Annotated in this window: 13 protein-coding genes; 1 reads left to right on the forward strand and 12 read right to left on the reverse strand. The window is 56.2% G+C overall.

The window, feature by feature from the left end:
* Nucleotides 1–2 precede the first annotated feature (2 nt).
* From nuoC to ACZRJQ_RS08420, 12 genes are all read right to left on the reverse strand, one after another.
* Entirely contained in the window at nucleotides 3–1,787 is a 1,785-nt protein-coding gene (gene nuoC / locus ACZRJQ_RS08365) for an NADH-quinone oxidoreductase subunit C/D (RefSeq protein ID WP_463977895.1), read from the reverse strand.
* 73 nt (nucleotides 1,788–1,860) lie between these two features.
* Nucleotides 1,861–2,535, reverse strand: coding sequence for a NuoB/complex I 20 kDa subunit family protein (locus ACZRJQ_RS08370; RefSeq protein ID WP_463977896.1), 675 nt, complete (start codon nucleotides 2,533–2,535; stop codon nucleotides 1,861–1,863).
* A gap of 10 nt (nucleotides 2,536–2,545) precedes the next feature.
* A complete protein-coding gene (locus ACZRJQ_RS08375; protein ID WP_003446990.1) occupies nucleotides 2,546–2,959 on the reverse strand; it encodes an NADH-quinone oxidoreductase subunit A in 414 nt (137 codons plus the stop codon).
* Nucleotides 2,960–3,484: 525 nt separating this feature from the next.
* Nucleotides 3,485–4,810 (reverse strand): isocitrate lyase, encoded by a 1,326-nt coding sequence (gene aceA / locus ACZRJQ_RS08380; RefSeq protein ID WP_048365296.1) that lies wholly within the window; start codon nucleotides 4,808–4,810, stop codon nucleotides 3,485–3,487.
* Between the two features lie 231 nt (nucleotides 4,811–5,041).
* Nucleotides 5,042–5,785, reverse strand: coding sequence for a secretin N-terminal domain-containing protein (locus ACZRJQ_RS08385; RefSeq protein WP_463977897.1), 744 nt, complete (start codon nucleotides 5,783–5,785; stop codon nucleotides 5,042–5,044).
* Between the two features lie 153 nt (nucleotides 5,786–5,938).
* Nucleotides 5,939–6,361: a GNAT family N-acetyltransferase gene (locus ACZRJQ_RS08390; protein ID WP_463977898.1), complete on the reverse strand. Its 423-nt coding sequence runs from the start codon at nucleotides 6,359–6,361 to the stop codon at nucleotides 5,939–5,941.
* Nucleotides 6,354–7,520: a ribosomal protein uL16 3-hydroxylase gene (locus tag ACZRJQ_RS08395; protein ID WP_463977899.1), complete on the reverse strand. Its 1,167-nt coding sequence runs from the start codon at nucleotides 7,518–7,520 to the stop codon at nucleotides 6,354–6,356. Before ACZRJQ_RS08395 ends, ACZRJQ_RS08390 begins: the two co-directional genes overlap by 8 nt.
* Before the next feature lie 83 nt (nucleotides 7,521–7,603).
* Nucleotides 7,604–8,974, reverse strand: a complete 1,371-nt coding sequence (gene purB / locus ACZRJQ_RS08400) for an adenylosuccinate lyase (protein WP_463977900.1) — start codon at nucleotides 8,972–8,974, stop codon at nucleotides 7,604–7,606.
* 128 nt (nucleotides 8,975–9,102) lie between these two features.
* Complete coding sequence (hflD, locus tag ACZRJQ_RS08405) at nucleotides 9,103–9,723, reverse strand: high frequency lysogenization protein HflD (protein WP_463977901.1); 621 nt, start codon at nucleotides 9,721–9,723, stop codon at nucleotides 9,103–9,105.
* Nucleotides 9,720–10,853: a tRNA 2-thiouridine(34) synthase MnmA gene (gene mnmA / locus ACZRJQ_RS08410; RefSeq protein WP_463977902.1), complete on the reverse strand. Its 1,134-nt coding sequence runs from the start codon at nucleotides 10,851–10,853 to the stop codon at nucleotides 9,720–9,722. The genes hflD and mnmA overlap by 4 nt, the downstream gene beginning before the upstream one ends.
* Nucleotides 10,854–10,913: 60 nt before the next feature.
* Nucleotides 10,914–11,360, reverse strand: coding sequence for an NUDIX hydrolase (locus tag ACZRJQ_RS08415; protein ID WP_463977903.1), 447 nt, complete (start codon nucleotides 11,358–11,360; stop codon nucleotides 10,914–10,916).
* Between the two features lie 230 nt (nucleotides 11,361–11,590).
* Nucleotides 11,591–13,813, reverse strand: coding sequence for an NADP-dependent isocitrate dehydrogenase (locus ACZRJQ_RS08420; RefSeq protein WP_463977904.1), 2,223 nt, complete (start codon nucleotides 13,811–13,813; stop codon nucleotides 11,591–11,593).
* Nucleotides 13,814–14,278: 465 nt separating this feature from the next.
* Between ACZRJQ_RS08420 and icd the strand changes: the two genes are divergently transcribed.
* Nucleotides 14,279–15,535: an NADP-dependent isocitrate dehydrogenase gene (gene icd, locus ACZRJQ_RS08425; protein ID WP_463977994.1), complete on the forward strand. Its 1,257-nt coding sequence runs from the start codon at nucleotides 14,279–14,281 to the stop codon at nucleotides 15,533–15,535.
* The last annotated feature ends 2 nt before the right edge of the window (nucleotides 15,536–15,537 follow it).

Raw genomic sequence — 15,537 nt, forward strand, 5'->3', positions numbered from 1 at the left:
GCTTAGCGGTCCACGTCGGCCATAACGAAATCGATACTACCCAGGTACGCAATCAAGTCCGCGACCATTTCGCCTTTGATCACCGAAGGGATCTGTTGCAGGTGCGGGAAGCTTGGTGTGCGAATCCGGGTGCGGTAGCTCATGGTGCCGCCATCGCTCGTCAGGTAATAACTGTTGATGCCCTTGGTCGCTTCGATCATCTGGAAGGATTCGTTGGCCGGCATGACCGGGCCCCACGAAACTTGCAGGAAGTGCGTAATCAAGGTCTCGATGTGCTGCAACGTGCGCTCTTTAGGCGGCGGCGTGGTCAGCGGGTGATCCGCCTTGTACGGGCCTTCTGGCATGTTGCGCATGCACTGTTCGATGATTTTCAGGCTCTGGCGCATTTCTTCGACCCGCACGATGCAGCGGTCGTAGGCATCGCCATTGGCAGCCAGCGGCACTTCAAACTCGAAGTTCTCGTAACCCGAATACGGGCGCGCTTTACGCACGTCGAAGTCGCAACCGGTGGAGCGCAGACCTGCACCCGTGACGCCCCATTCCAGGGCCTCTTTGGTGTTGTATGCAGCGACGCCGATGGTACGGCCACGCAGGATGCTGTTGTCCAATGCCGCCTTTTGGTACTCGTCCAAACGCTTTGGCATCCAGTCGATGAACTCTTTGACCAGTTTTTCCCAGCCGCGTGGCAGGTCGTGGGCAACACCGCCGATACGGTACCAAGCCGGGTGCAGACGGAAGCCGGTAATCGCTTCGATCACTTTGTAAGCGCGCTGACGGTCGGTGAAGGTGAAGAACACCGGGGTCATGGCGCCCACGTCCTGGATGTAAGTCCCCAGGAACAGCAGGTGGCTGGTGATACGGAAGAACTCGGCCATCATGATGCGGATGGTGTCTACCCGATCTGGCACCTTGATGCCTGCGAGCTTCTCGACCGAGAGCACGTACGGCAGGTTGTTCATCACGCCGCCGAGGTAGTCGATACGGTCGGTGTACGGGATGAAACTGTGCCAGGACTGACGCTCTGCCATTTTTTCGGCACCACGGTGGTGGTAGCCGATGTCTGGCACGCAGTCGACGATTTCTTCGCCGTCCAGTTGCAGGATGATCCGGAAGGCACCGTGAGCCGAAGGGTGGTTCGGGCCCAGGTTGAGGAACATGTAGTCCTCGTTTTCGCCGGAACGTTTCATGCCCCAATCTTCGGGTTTGAAACGGGCGGCTTCTTCTTCCAGCTGAACCTTGGCCAGGCTCAGGCTGTACGGGTCAAACTCGGTAGCACGGGCCGGGAAGTCCTTGCGCAGCGGGTGACCTTCCCAAGTCGGCGGCATCATGATGCGCGACAGGTGAGGGTGGCCGGCAAAGTCGATGCCGAACATATCCCAGACTTCACGTTCGTACCAGTTGGCGTTTGGCCAGATCCCGGTCACGGTCGGCAGGCTCAAATCGCCCTCGGACAGCGCCACCTTGATCATCACGTCGCTGTTACGTTCAAGCGACATCAAGTGGTAGAAAACAGTGAAATCGGCACCCGATGGCAAGCCCTGACGCTTGGTGCGCAGACGTTCGTCCACACCGTGCAGGTCATAGAGCATGACGTAAGGTTTTGGCAGGTTACGCAGGAAGGTCAACACTTCGACCAGTTTGGCGCGGGCAACCCACAGCACCGGCATGCCGGTGCGCGTGGCCTGTGCGGTGAACGCCTCAGGGCCAAAACGGTTGTTCAGTTCGACAACCACATCTTGGTCGTCAGCCTTATAAGGCGGGATGTACAGAGCGGAGCCTGTAGTCATGGTTTTTTTATCGCTTTCGTTCAACGTAAAGAATGAAGCCAGTGTCTCGTTCTATAAAAGAAGCAGAGCTGGATCAGACTTCGTCGGGGCTGCGCAGGTTAGTGACCTGAATACGCTGTTCGCGGCGCTGTTCCTTTTGCGACGGCATCTCGGCGCGATAAACGCCTTGCTCGCCGACGACCCAGGAAAGTGGGCGACGCTCCTGGCCAATCGACTCTTGCAAGAGCATCAAGCCTTGCAGGAAAGCCTCTGGGCGGGGTGGGCAGCCGGGTACGTAAACGTCCACGGGCAGGAACTTGTCGACCCCTTGAACCACAGAGTAGATGTCGTACATGCCGCCGGAGTTGGCGCACGAACCCATGGAGATAACCCATTTAGGTTCAAGCATTTGCTCGTAGAGACGCTGAATGATCGGCGCCATCTTGATAAAGCAGGTACCGGCAATAACCATGAAATCCGCCTGACGCGGCGATGCCCGGATAACTTCGGCGCCAAAGCGCGCGATGTCGTGGGGCGCCGTGAAGGCGGTGGTCATTTCCACGTAGCAGCACGACAGGCCGAAGTTGTACGGCCATAGGGAGTTTTTACGCCCCCAGTTGACCGTGCCGTTCAGCACGTCTTCTAGCTTGCCCATGAAGATGTTTTTGTGGACTTGATCTTCTAACGGATCGGAAACGGTTTCCCGCGTGCCGATCGGGTACTGCTCGTTAGGAGCATCCGGGTCGATCCTGGTGAGTTCGTATTGCATCGCCAAAGCCTCATTGTTTCAGCTTGGCCTGCCGCTTACGACGAGCTTCCGGTGCCCAATCAAGAGCACCCACCCGAAATAGGTAGACAAGGCCTGCCAACAGAATTGCTATGAAAACGAGAGCTTCGACGAATCCGGTCCAGCCGCTTTCGCGAACAGACACAGACCAGGCAAAGAGAAAGAGGGCTTCGATATCGAAGATCACGAAGAGCATCGCGACCAGATAGAATTTGGCTGAGAGCCGTAAGCGGGCGCCACCGGTAGGTAGCATGCCGGACTCGAACGGTTCGTTTTTGCTGCGACCCCAGGCTTTTGACCCAAGGAGGCTGGAGACGCCAAGCATGAAGGCACAAAGGCCGACAACGCCGAGAAGGAAAATGGCAAAGCCCCAGTTATGGGCTATGAGTCCTGTCGCTTCGGGCATGCTGGTAATCCTTAACAGAGAACAAGGTCTCTGAGCTTAAAAAGGTAATAAAGCAGTGACGATATGTCGCAGCGCAATTGATGGGCGCGATTTTATGGCTAAACACCCAGCAAGTAAATTTTCTAAGATGATTTAATTCAATCCTTTAGTGGTATGTCTTTCCTCAAAGTCTGCGTAAGCCGCGTGCTGCGGGGATTACAGCGTGTTTCGGTGATTATGTTTTGTGGATCAGGTATTCAATAAAAACAGCGCTAAATGATAATTAATATCGTTTAAGTCTTCTGCAGTTGCTACAACGCCGACTGCGTGCAGGGAAGTTGGCTTATATATGTGCAGGTTGCAAGTTTTGGGCTTGGCTTTTTAAACGTTTTTGTTTGGGCTTGCCTGGATCTGTGTCAGTTTTTGCCCGGGTTTTTCAGGTGTGGCGTGTAAATGCCTGACAAAAAAACGCCCCGAACCAGTCGGGGCGCTACGTATATGGCATTGCGTTTGTTCTTTACAGGCTGGGCAATGGCCGTGGTTCCATTAGTGGAACTGTTCTTCTTCAGTCGAGCCGGTCAGGGCGGTTACTGAAGACGAGCCACCTTGGATCACAGTGGTCATGTCGTCGAAGTAGCCGGTGCCCACTTCCTGCTGGTGCGCCACAAAGGTGTAGCCTTTGGCGGCGTCAGCGAATTCCTGCTCTTGCAGTTTCACGTAGGCAGTCATGTCGTTGCGGGCGTAGTCGTGCGCCAGGTTGAACATGCTGTGCCACATGTTGTGGATGCCCGCCAGAGTGATGAACTGGTGCTTGTAGCCCATTGCCGACAGTTCACGCTGGAACTTGGCGATGGTTGCGTCGTCCAGGTTCTTCTTCCAGTTGAAGGAAGGGGAGCAGTTGTAGGACAGCAGTTGGTCCGGGTATTCCTTTTTGATCGCTTCAGCAAAGCGACGGGCTTCTTCCAAATCCGGTTTGGCAGTTTCGCACCAAATAAGGTCGGCGTACGGGGCGTAGGCCAAGCCGCGAGCGATAGCCTGGTCCAAGCCGGCGCGCACTTTGTAGAAGCCTTCTTTGGTACGTTCGCCGGTGACGAATGGCTGGTCGTACGGGTCGCAATCAGAAGTCAGCAGGTCAGCGGCGTTAGCATCGGTACGAGCCAGGATGATGGTCGGTGTGCCTGCAACGTCGGCCGCCAAGCGAGCAGCGGTCAGCTTTTGTACGGCTTCTTGGGTTGGAACCAGTACCTTGCCGCCCATGTGGCCGCATTTTTTAACCGAGGCCAGCTGATCTTCAAAGTGAACGCCGGCGGCGCCTGCTTCGATCATGCTTTTCATCAGTTCGTATGCGTTCAGAACGCCGCCGAAACCGGCTTCAGCGTCAGCCACGATCGGTGCGAAGTAGTCGATGTAACCTTGGTCGCCCGGGTTTTTGCCGGCTTTCCACTGGATCTGGTCAGCACGACGGAACGAGTTGTTGATGCGCTTGACCACAGTTGGCACGGAGTCCACTGGGTACAGCGACTGATCGGGGTACATGGATTCGGCAGAGTTGTTGTCTGCCGCCACTTGCCAACCCGACAGGTAGATAGCCTGGATGCCGGCTTTAACCTGTTGAACTGCTTGACCCCCGGTCAGGGCGCCCATGCAGTTGACGAAATCTTTCTCAGGACGGAAGGACGGGTGTGCGCCCTGTGTCACCAGTTTCCACAGCTTGTCAGCGCCCATTTTTGCAAAAGTGTGCTCGGGTTGAACCGAGCCGCGCAGGCGGACCACGTCAGCAGCGGAGTAATCGCGAGTCACGCCTTTCCAGCGTGGGTTTTCGGCCCAGTCTTTTTCAAGGGCTGCAATTTGCTGTTCGCGTGTCAGTGCCATGGAGATAAACCTCGTCGCATAGGTCTGGATTGAAAAATGCTTGCTCCGCCAGGCACACAACTGAGTTGTTTGAGTGAGTGCGTGAATGGCTTCTCGTTAACGATCAAGATCCTTTACAAGGGCTCTGATCGGCGGGAGCGGGGCCATCATGCCTTTGCTTTTTTGAGCCGTCAAACACTTTGTAGTGCTTTTTATATGGCACTACATATTTGGTCTAATACGACTCATCAGTCAGTTTTGGGCTTTTTGGTCGAGCATGTCGACTTTGACCCGTAACGTCATGTCATCCCGGCTTTGAGTAGAGTACGTGCGGGTTGTACCCTGTTTGTCGGCTTGGGTCTGGCCGTTGATGCCTGCCAATGTGATCCATTGCCCGAGGGGGGCGCTGACTTGTGTGTCGCTACTTTGCACGTTCACTACATCTGGGCGTTCCTGGCTCATGCGGTCGCGATTGGTGCTAATGGCGAGGTGTACCGTTTCACCTGTAATGCTGGCCGTGACATAAAAACCCTGTGTCACGTTGCGGTACTCAGTCTGTGTCAGCAGGCGCCCGTAGGCATCAGTTTGTGTGCTGGTCAGCGGCACGCTTTTGCCGGTCTGGATCAGTGCAGGCACACCCTCTGTCGCTTGAATCTGTTGCATGCCGCCTTCGCGGCTGGCGGTGCTGTACACCCGGGTGCTGTTGTCAGTGTTGGGGGAGTTGTTATCGCTGGTGTCAACAGTGATCAGCAGGCGCTTGGCGGGTGTGTCGAGTTGGTTTAGCAGCGTTTCCAGGTTTTGAATTTTTTGCGCGGAGGCCTCGACAATTAATTGATTGCCGTATGCGCTGACCTTGCCGTCATTGCCGATAAAGTTTTGCGCTACAGGCAGAAGATCAGCGCTGGTGCGATTTTGCAGCGTGATCACTTGGGTATCGGCAAGGGCGCTGATACTGAACATCAGCAACAAGCTGGCGATGAGGGGGCGTAGGGACATGTCCGTTATCTCCGCAATATTTGGAAAGGATGTGGCCAGAGTTTGCCAGTTTGTCGGCATCAATGGGGTGAGGTTGAATGCCAGATAGCAAAACGCCCTGCGATCCAAGAGATAGCAGGGCGTTAATAGTCTTCGCGAAGGCGGGGCTTTGGATTAGCCCGCACGCTCCATATCAACGTGAGGAATGCCTGCTTCCAGGAATTCGTCGCTGACAATTTTGAAGCCCAGTCGCTCATAGAACGGTGTGGCATGCACTTGGGCGCTGAGTTTTTGCTCTTTTAGGCCGCGTTTTTCAGCTTCGCTGATTACCGCTTGCATCAGAGCGTCGCCCACGCTCAGTCCACGCCAGTCTTTGAGGACTGACACCCGGCCAATATGACCATCCGGCAAAAGGCGAGCAGTGCCGATGGGAAAGTCGCCCTCATAGGCCAGAAAATGCACAGCATCGGCATCGTCTGCATCCCACTCCAGCTCGGGCGGGACAGATTGTTCGGCAATAAACACGGCCTCACGAATGCGTCGAAGTTCGGCGTTGTCCTTTTGCCAGTCGGCGACACGTACGTGAATGCTATTCATCGGCGAACCCCAGGCTTCCTTGTTTAACCAGCTCACAGAGCAGGTTGCGTCCATCTTCGTCGGCCAACCATAAGCCGAGGTTGTCGCTGTGCAAAGCATCTGCTGCACAAATCATTTTCAGCAGGTCGCGCAGCTTGCCTGGCAATAGGCGACTTTGACCGCTGGCGAACAGCAGCAGGTCTTCGTCAACCTCTGACCATGCCAGTCGAGCGCTTGGGTTGCGAATCAGTATCGCGCCCTGGTCCAGGTTGGCGAACAGGTCTTCTTCTTCGAGCTCAGGGCCGACGACGAGTTCCGGATAGCGTGGTTCGGTCATGAACTGGCCGAACCAGGTCAGCAGCATGCGCTCATCGCTCATGTGCTCGGCCAGCAAACCTTTGAGGCGATCGAGGGCGTCGTGCTGGATCTGGTGCGGGTCGCTAACCGGTTGTGCGTCGGCGTCGGTGTAACGGTCTTCATCAGGCAGGTACTGGCTGAGGAAGTCGGTGAAGTGGGTCAGGACTTCAGCGGCGCTTGGGGCGCGAAAACCTACGGAATAGGTCAGGCAGTCGTCTACTGCAACGCCGCAGTGGGCAAGGCGCGGAGGCAGATAAAGCATGTCGCCGGGCTCCAGTGTCCACTCGTCGGTGGCCTGGAAGTCAGCCAGAATGCGCAGGTCGGCGTGCTCCAGAAGTGGGCTTTCGGAGTCACACATCTGGCCGATCTGCCAATGGCGCTTGCCGTGACCTTGCAGCAAGAACACATCGTAGTTGTCGAAATGCGGGCCTACGCTGCCGCCGGGTGCGGCGTAGCTGATCATCACGTCATCAATGCGCCAGCTTGGCAGAAAACGGAAGTTTTCAAGCAGCTCGCCCACTTCAGGCACGAACTGATCGACAGCTTGCACCAGCAACGTCCATTCGCTTTCTGGCAATTTGCTGAATTCGTCTTCGGCGAAAGGGCCGCGACGCAACTCCCACGGGCGTTCGCCGTGTTCGATGATAAGGCGCGATTCGACTTCTTCTTCCAGCGCCAGGCCGGCCAGTTCGTCGGCGTCGATTGGGCTTTCGAAGTCAGGGATGGCTTGACGGATCAGCAGCGGTTTTTTCTGCCAGTAGTCGCGCAAAAACTCGCGTGCCGTGATGCCGCCCAGAAGTTGAAGAGGAATATCAGGATTCATGTGTAACCTATTGAAAAAATACACTTTGTAATCGGGAATAAAAACGCCCGGCACGGCCGGGCGTTAATAGGTCGTTGCAGCGATCAGATGCGCTTGGCCTGCTCAACAGCGTTGCCAATGTAATTGGCAGGTGTCAGCAGTTTCAGCTCGGCTTTGGCTGCTTCTGGCATTTCAAGGCCGTCGATGAAGGTTTGCAGGGCTTCTGGGCTGATGCCCTTGCCGCGGGTCAGCTCTTTGAGCTTCTCGTACGGGTTTTCAATGTTGTAACGACGCATCACGGTCTGGATGGGTTCGGCCAGAACTTCCCAGCACGCGTCCAGGTCAGCAGCGATTTTCTGAGCATTAAGCTCCAGTTTGCTGATGCCTTTAAGGCTGGCTTCGTACGCGATAACGCTATGAGCAAAGCCCACGCCCAGGTTGCGCAATACGGTGGAGTCAGTCAGGTCGCGCTGCCAGCGAGAGATTGGCAATTTGCTGGCCAAGTGCTGGAACAGGGCGTTGGCGATACCCAGATTGCCTTCGGAGTTTTCGAAGTCGATCGGGTTGACCTTGTGCGGCATGGTCGAGGAGCCAATTTCGCCAGCGATGGTGCGCTGCTTGAAGTAGCCCAGCGAGATGTAGCCCCAGATATCGCGATCAAAGTCGATCAGGATGGTGTTAAAGCGCGCAATGGCATCAAACAGTTCGGCGATGTAGTCGTGCGGTTCGATTTGCGTGGTGTACGGGTTGAAGCCCAGGCCCAGCTCGCCTTCGATGAAGGCGCGGGCATTGGCTTCCCAGTCGATCTGCGGGTAGGCCGACAGGTGAGCGTTGTAGTTGCCGACAGCGCCGTTGATCTTGCCCAGCAGCGGAACAGCGGCCACTTGAGCGATTTGACGCTCCAGACGGTAAACCACGTTGGCCAGTTCTTTGCCCAGTGTGGTCGGCGAAGCCGGTTGGCCGTGAGTGCGCGACAGCATCGGCACGTCAGCGAATTTGATCGCCAGCTCGCGGATGGCTTCGGCAGTCTGGCGCATCAGCGGCAACATGACGTCATCACGGCCTTCGCGCAGCATCAGAGCGTGGGACAGGTTGTTGATGTCCTCGCTGGTGCAAGCAAAGTGGATGAACTCACTGACGTTGGCCAGTTCAGGCAGCTTGGCAGCCTGCTCTTTGAGCAGGTACTCAATGGCTTTTACATCGTGGTTGGTGGTGCGCTCGATCTCTTTGACGCGTTCGGCGTGTTCCAGAGAGAAGTTTTCGGCCAGTTCGTTCAGAACAGCGTTGGCTTCGGCGGAGAAAGCTGGGACTTCAGGGATGGCAGCGTGTGCAGCCAAGCGCTGGAGCCAGCGAACTTCAACCAGTACGCGAGCACGGATCAGGCCGTACTCGCTAAAAATTGGGCGCAGGGCCTGGGTTTTGCCGGCGTAGCGGCCGTCAACAGGGGAAACCGCAGTGAGCGAAGAAAGCTGCATGGGGTGTTCTCGGACAGTCGGGCAACGAAATGGGGCGCGTATCATACATGAAAAAAACGGCCGGTCCGTTGCCAAGTGACCGGCGTCATACGCGTAGCGACGTTACAAGGTGTACGTGCTGACGGGTTTTAGCCGCGCAGCATGGGATAAAGCTCTTTGAGCAGCTTGCGGCGGCTGAAGACCAACTGCCAGCGATGACCACCCAATTGCCGCCACAGCCGTGCCGAACGAATGCCGGCCAGCAGCAGGGCGCGAATTTTAGCGGCGTTGCTGGGTTGTTGCAGGTTGCGCATGTCGCCGTGGACTTGAATACGTTGGCGCAGCGTACTGAGCGTGTCCTGATAGAGCGCGCCACAGGCGGCAACCACGTTTTCGTGAGCGGGCCCGAAGTGTTCCACTTGTGACTGGATTTGCGGTAGACGCTTGCCGATCAGCTCAAGCATGTCTTCACGCTTGGCCAGTTGGCGCTCAAGCCCCAGCATTGACAGCGCATAGCGCAATGGCTCGCGTTGCAGGGTGTTGGGGTCGCGCTCAAGGGCGCCGATCAGGGCGCGGTAGCCTTCACGCAGGTTGATGTCGTCACCGCCATACACTTCTAGCGTGTCTTTGGGGTCGCGAATCAGCAAGCTACCGAGCATGCAGGCCAGATCGGCTTCACTCACTTGGCCTGTCTTGGCTATTTTGTCGACCAGCACAGCGGCGAGAAACACACCGCCAAGGGCGATCAGTTGTTCCTGAGTGGCGTTCATGCCTGTGCGCTCTTGCTTGTCCAGGGCTCGGCTACTTCGATCACGCCGCCGCCCAAGCACACTTCACCCTCGTAAAACACCACAGATTGGCCGGGCGTTACTGCTCGCTGCGGGTCGTCGAAGGTTGCGCGATAGCCATTAGCGGTTTTCTCGAGGGTGCAAGGTTGGTCGCTTTGGCGATAACGAACCTTGGCCGTCAAGCGCAGTGGGCTGCTGAGGTCGATCGGGTTAACCCAAAAGATTTCAGAGGCGAGCAACGCGCGGGAGAACAGCCACGGGTGATCGTTGCCTTGGCCGACGATCAACTCGTTGTTTTCCAAGTCTTTGAACAGCACGTACCACGGTTCGTCGCTCGCGTCTTTCAAACCGCCGATGCCCAAGCCCTGACGCTGGCCGATGGTGTGATACATCAAGCCGTGATGGCGGCCAATCACTTCGCCTTCGGTGGTTTTGATCTCGCCCGGCTGTGCAGGCAGGTACTGCTTGAGGAAGTCGCTGAAACGGCGCTCACCAATAAAGCAGATGCCCGTGGAGTCTTTTTTCTTTGCGGTGGCCAAATCGTGCTTTTCGGCGATTTTGCGTACTTCTGGCTTCTCAAGCTCCCCAACCGGGAACAGGGTGCGGGCAATTTGTTCGCCGCCGACGGCATGTAAGAAGTAGCTCTGATCCTTGTTCGGGTCCAAGCCCTTAAGCAGTTCGGTACGGCCGTCGATGTCCCGACGACGCACGTAGTGGCCGGTAGCAATCAGATCAGCGCCCAGCATCAGGGCGTAATCGAGGAACGCCTTGAACTTGATTTCACGGTTGCAAAGGATGTCCGGGTTGGGTGTGCGACCGGCTTTGTATTCCGCCAGGAAGTGCTCAAACACGTTGTCCCAGTATTCAGCGGCGAAGTTGGCAGTGTGCAGCTTGATACCAATTTTGTCGCACACAGCTTGGGCATCGGCCAGGTCGTCCATGGCGGTGCAGTAATCCGTTCCGTCGTCTTCCTCCCAGTTCTTCATGAACAGGCCTTCCACCTGGTAGCCCTGCTCCATGAGCAAAACGGCGGAAACGGAAGAGTCAACACCGCCGGACATGCCGACGATGACGCGCTGGTTTTCGGGGGCGACTAAGGCTGGATCACGCATAAGGTTTCAATGAGTGTTCTTGAAAAAGGACGCGATTCTAGCAGGCCCAAGCGCTCAAGGCTAAACCGAAGGGCGGATTAAACTGAGGTCAAACCGTTTGCCGCTCAAATAATCATCGATGCACTGCAAGGTCAACTCGCTGCGCCAGCGATCGCGTTGTGCTATCAGCTCGTCACGACTCAGCCACAGCGGGCCGATGATGCCAGTGTCCAGTTGATAGTCGTGGTGATGTTTGAGGGCCTTGCCGGCAAAGCACACGCGCTGATAAGTCACGCCATTGCTGGGTGCGGTGTACAAATAAATGCCGATCACGCTGGTGAGCTCAACGTCGTAGCCGGTCTCTTCAAGGGTTTCGCGAATGGCGGCGTCGATCAGGCTTTCATTTGGGTCCAGATGCCCGGCGGGCTGGTTGAGCACGGCGCGCTCGCCTTTGAGTTCTTCAACCATCAAGAAGCGGCCGTTGTCTTCAACGACGGTGGCGACAGTGATGTGGGGTTTCCAGTCCATGAGGTGTGCTCGGTTTTAGGGAGGTTTGTAGATGCTACAGAAACTTCGCTCCAAGCCCCAAGCCTGTCGCCGCTGCCGTCGCTGTAAAGTCAGGCAGTACGCTGTTGCTGGTGTTTGTATTCGCTTCGCAACCGAGCGCCGCCTTCGGCAGCCGCTACGAAATGTGTGTTGTGCAGAAACCACAAACCCCGGCGTCGTGGGCCGGGGTTTGTGGTGTTGCTTTGTTGCGCTTACACGGAGGCGATGATCGCGTTCAATGTGGCGCTAGGGCGCATTACTTTGCTCACCTTGTCAGCATCGGCGTGGTAGTAACCACCAATGTCGACAGGCTTGCCCTGTACAGCGTTGAGCTCAGCAACGATAGTTGCTTCGTTCTCGGCCATGGCTTTGGCTACAGGGGCGAATTGTGCTTGCAGTGCAGCATCTTCAGTCTGTGCGGCCAGAGCTTGAGCCCAGTACAGCGCCAGGTAGAAGTGGCTGCCGCGGTTGTCGATGTTGCCGACTTTACGCGATGGCGATTTGTTGTTGTCGAGGAACTGGCCAGTGGCCTGGTCCAGGGTTTTGGCCAACACCAACGCTTTCGGGTTGTTGTAGGTCGTGCCCAGGTGCTCCAAGGATGCTGCCAGAGCCAAGAACTCACCCAGCGAGTCCCAGCGCAGGAAGTTTTCTTCCAGCAGTTGTTGGACGTGCTTAGGTGCAGAACCGCCTGCGCCAGTTTCAAACAGACCGCCGCCATTCATCAGCGGAACGATCGACAGCATTTTGGCGCTGGTGCCCAGTTCCATGATCGGGAACAGGTCAGTCAGGTAGTCGCGCAGTACGTTGCCAGTCACCGAGATGGTGTCCAGACCTGCACGGGTGCGTTCCAGGGTGAACTTCATGGCGTCTACAGGCGACATGATGCGAATGTCCAGGCCGCTGGTGTCGTGATCCTTCAGGTAAGCCTGAACTTTTTCGATCATCACGCCGTCGTGGCTACGCTTAGGGTCCAGCCAGAAAATCGCTGGGGTGTTGCTGGCGCGAGCGCGGTTAACGGCCAGTTTGACCCAGTCGCGGATTGGCGCGTCTTTGGCCTGGCACATGCGCCAGATATCGCCTTCTTCGACTTTTTGTTCCATCAGCACTTTGCCGCTGCTGTCGGTTACCCGAACAACGCCGTCAGTCTTGATTTGGAAGGTTTTGTCGTGGGAGCCGTATTCTTCGGCTTTTTGCGCCATCAGACCAACGTTTGGCACGCTGCCCATAGTGGTTGGATCGAAAGCGCCGTGCTTGATGCAGTCTTCGATGGTCGCTTGGTAGATGGTGGCGTAGCAGCGATCCGGGATCACAGCCTTGGCATCGTGCAGTTGGCCGTCGGCGCCCCACATTTTGCCAGAGTCACGGATCATGGCTGGCATCGAGGCGTCGACGATAACGTCGCTCGGCACGTGCAGGTTGGTGATGCCTTTGTCGGAGTTCACCATCGCCAGAGCAGGGCGGTCAGCGTACACAGCCTGAATGTCAGCTTCGATTTCAGCTTGCTTGTCTGCTGGCAGGGCTTTGATGCGAGCGTACAGATCGCCAATGCCGTTGTTCAGGTTGAAACCGATTTCTTTCAGGACGTCAGCGTGTTTTTCCAGCGCGTCCTTGTAGAACTCAGCCACGATCTGACCAAACATGATCGGGTCGGAGACCTTCATCATGGTGGCTTTGAGGTGAACCGAGAACAGAACGCCTTTTTTCTTGGCGTCTTCGATTTCGGCCGCTACGAACTGGCGCAGGGCTTTTTTGCTCATGACCGAGCAATCGATGATCTCGCCGGCTTGTACGGCGGTTTTTTCTTTCAGGACGGAAGTAGTGCCGTCTTGAGCGATCAGTTCGATTTTTACGCTGTCCGGGGCTTCAATCAGTGCAGCTTTTTCGCTGCCGTAGAAGTCGCCTTCGCTCATGTGCGCTACGTGGGATTTGGAATCAGCAGCCCAAGCGCCCATTTTGTGCGGGTGCTTGCGGGCGTAGTTTTTAACCGACAGCGGTGCGCGGCGGTCAGAGTTGCCTTCGCGCAGTACCGGGTTTACAGCGCTGCCCATGACTTTGCTGTAACGCGCCTTGACGTCTTTGTCAGCGTCAGTGGTTACGGTTTCAGGGTAGTCCGGGATGTTGAAGCCCTGCGCTTGCAGTTCTTTGATTGCGGCTTGCAATTGCGGAACCGAGGCGCTGATGTTAGGCAGCTTGATGATGTTGGCTTCAGGCGTAACGGCCAGGGCGCCCAGTTCGGCGAGGTGGTCTGCTACAGCCTTGTCACCCAATTGCTCGGGGAAGCTGGAGAGGATACGGCCTGCCAGAGAGATGTCGCGCGTCTCAACAGCAATATCAGCGGGAGCGGTAAAGGCTTCGATGATGGGCAGCAGTGAGTAGGTGGCGAGGGCCGGAGCTTCGTCGGTGAAGGTATAGATGATCTTCGAACGGGTGGACATTTCGGATTAACTCTCTTCTTTGCTGAGCGTGCTCAGATTCTCGAGATGCGCAGGGTAGGCGCTTTCGTTCACAGTGAACAATGAGCCGAAAGTCGAGGTTCTTCGCGGTGATGTGAATGCATCAGTAGAGCGTCAAGCGGTCGAGCCGGGGTAACGGCTCAGCCTTTCTAGGCCTGAAAGACTCATTGCAGTGTGGTGTCTCGCGATGACTCCGCGGTCACCGGCGCAGTATACATAGGTCGCTAAGGTTGCTGCGAGGGTTGAGGTGATTCAAAGGGCATCCATTGGTCTAAGGATGGTGTGTTGAAAGTGCTGGATATTGTCTGTTTAGCCTTTGTTTACGGGGTTGCCAGTACCCTCCAGGGGTGGTCTGAAATCGACGGGAAGAACATTCAGTTTGCGTGCCGATTTAACTGGGTTACGCTCCAGATCGGCATGATGTTCAACCCACAAATGGAGTTCAGCATGGGATACAACAAGATTAAGGTTCCAGCCGCAGGTGAAAAAATCACCGTCAACGCAGACCACTCTCTCAACGTGCCTGACAACCCGATCATTCCCTATATCGAAGGGGATGGCATTGGTGTCGATATCAGCCCGGTCATGATCAAGGTCGTCGATGCAGCCGTTAATAAAGCCTACGGCGGCAAGCGCAAAATCTCCTGGATGGAAGTCTATGCAGGTGAAAAGGCCACTCAGGTCTACGATCAGGACACATGGCTGCCGCAAGAAACCCTGGATGCCGTCAAGGATTACGTCGTCTCCATCAAGGGCCCGCTGACGACTCCAGTGGGTGGCGGTATTCGCTCCCTTAACGTAGCGCTTCGTCAGCAGCTCGATTTATATGTCTGTCTACGGCCGGTTCGCTGGTTTGAAGGTGTGCCGAGCCCGGTCAAAAAGCCCGGCGACGTGGACATGACCATCTTTCGCGAGAACTCCGAAGACATTTATGCCGGCATTGAATGGAAGGCGGGTTCGCCTGAAGCCATTAAGGTCATCAAATTTCTGAAAGAAGAAATGGGCGTGACTAAGATCCGCTTCGATCGGGACTGCGGAATTGGCGTTAAGCCCGTGTCCAAAGAGGGCACTAAGCGACTGGCGCGCAAGGCGTTGCAGTACGTGGTCGACAATGATCGCGAGTCGCTGACCATTGTTCACAAAGGCAACATCATGAAGTTCACCGAGGGTGCCTTCAAAGAGTGGGCGTATGAAGTGGCAGCCGAAGAGTTCGGCGCAACCCTGCTTGATGGTGGCCCGTGGATGCAGTTCAAAAACCCCAAAACGGGTCGCAATGTGATCGTCAAAGATGCCATTGCCGATGCCATGCTCCAGCAGATTCTGCTGCGCCCTGCTGAATATGACGTGATTGCCACGCTCAACCTCAATGGCGATTACCTGTCTGATGCGCTGGCAGCGGAGGTCGGCGGGATCGGGATTGCGCCGGGTGCCAACTTGTCTGACACCATCGCCATGTTTGAGGCTACACACGGTACGGCGCCTAAATACGCGGGCAAAGATCAAGTCAACCCCGGCTCATTGATCCTGTCGGCTGAAATGATGTTGCGTCATATGGGTTGGACTGAGGCCGCTGATTTGATTATCAAGGGCACCAATGGCGCGATTTCCGCTAAGACGGTGACCTACGATTTCGAGCGACTGATGGAGGGCGCCAAGCTGGTGTCGTCTTCGGGCTTTGGCGATGCCTTGATCGCTCATATGTGAGC

The sequence above is a fragment of the Pseudomonas sp. E315 genome (genome assembly GCF_055406205.1).

Bases quoted from the DNA above. Each gene is read 5' to 3' on its own strand.
- ACZRJQ_RS08385 (WP_463977897.1), bottom strand. From the start codon at position 5,785: ATGTCCCTACGCCCCCTCATCGCCAGCTTGTTGCTGATGTTCAGTATC.
- hflD (WP_463977901.1), bottom strand. From the start codon at position 9,723: ATGAACGCCACTCAGGAACAACTGATCGCCCTTGGCGGTGTGTTTCTC.
- nuoC (WP_463977895.1), bottom strand. From the start codon at position 1,787: ATGACTACAGGCTCCGCTCTGTACATCCCGCCTTATAAGGCTGACGAC.
- icd (WP_463977994.1), top strand. From the start codon at position 14,279: ATGGGATACAACAAGATTAAGGTTCCAGCCGCAGGTGAAAAAATCACC.
- ACZRJQ_RS08420 (WP_463977904.1), bottom strand. From the start codon at position 13,813: ATGTCCACCCGTTCGAAGATCATCTATACCTTCACCGACGAAGCTCCG.
- ACZRJQ_RS08375 (WP_003446990.1), bottom strand. From the start codon at position 2,959: ATGCCCGAAGCGACAGGACTCATAGCCCATAACTGGGGCTTTGCCATT.
- aceA (WP_048365296.1), bottom strand. From the start codon at position 4,810: ATGGCACTGACACGCGAACAGCAAATTGCAGCCCTTGAAAAAGACTGG.
- mnmA (WP_463977902.1), bottom strand. From the start codon at position 10,853: ATGCGTGATCCAGCCTTAGTCGCCCCCGAAAACCAGCGCGTCATCGTC.
- ACZRJQ_RS08390 (WP_463977898.1), bottom strand. From the start codon at position 6,361: ATGAATAGCATTCACGTACGTGTCGCCGACTGGCAAAAGGACAACGCC.
- ACZRJQ_RS08415 (WP_463977903.1), bottom strand. From the start codon at position 11,360: ATGGACTGGAAACCCCACATCACTGTCGCCACCGTCGTTGAAGACAAC.
- purB (WP_463977900.1), bottom strand. From the start codon at position 8,974: ATGCAGCTTTCTTCGCTCACTGCGGTTTCCCCTGTTGACGGCCGCTAC.
- ACZRJQ_RS08395 (WP_463977899.1), bottom strand. From the start codon at position 7,520: ATGAATCCTGATATTCCTCTTCAACTTCTGGGCGGCATCACGGCACGC.
- ACZRJQ_RS08370 (WP_463977896.1), bottom strand. From the start codon at position 2,535: ATGCAATACGAACTCACCAGGATCGACCCGGATGCTCCTAACGAGCAG.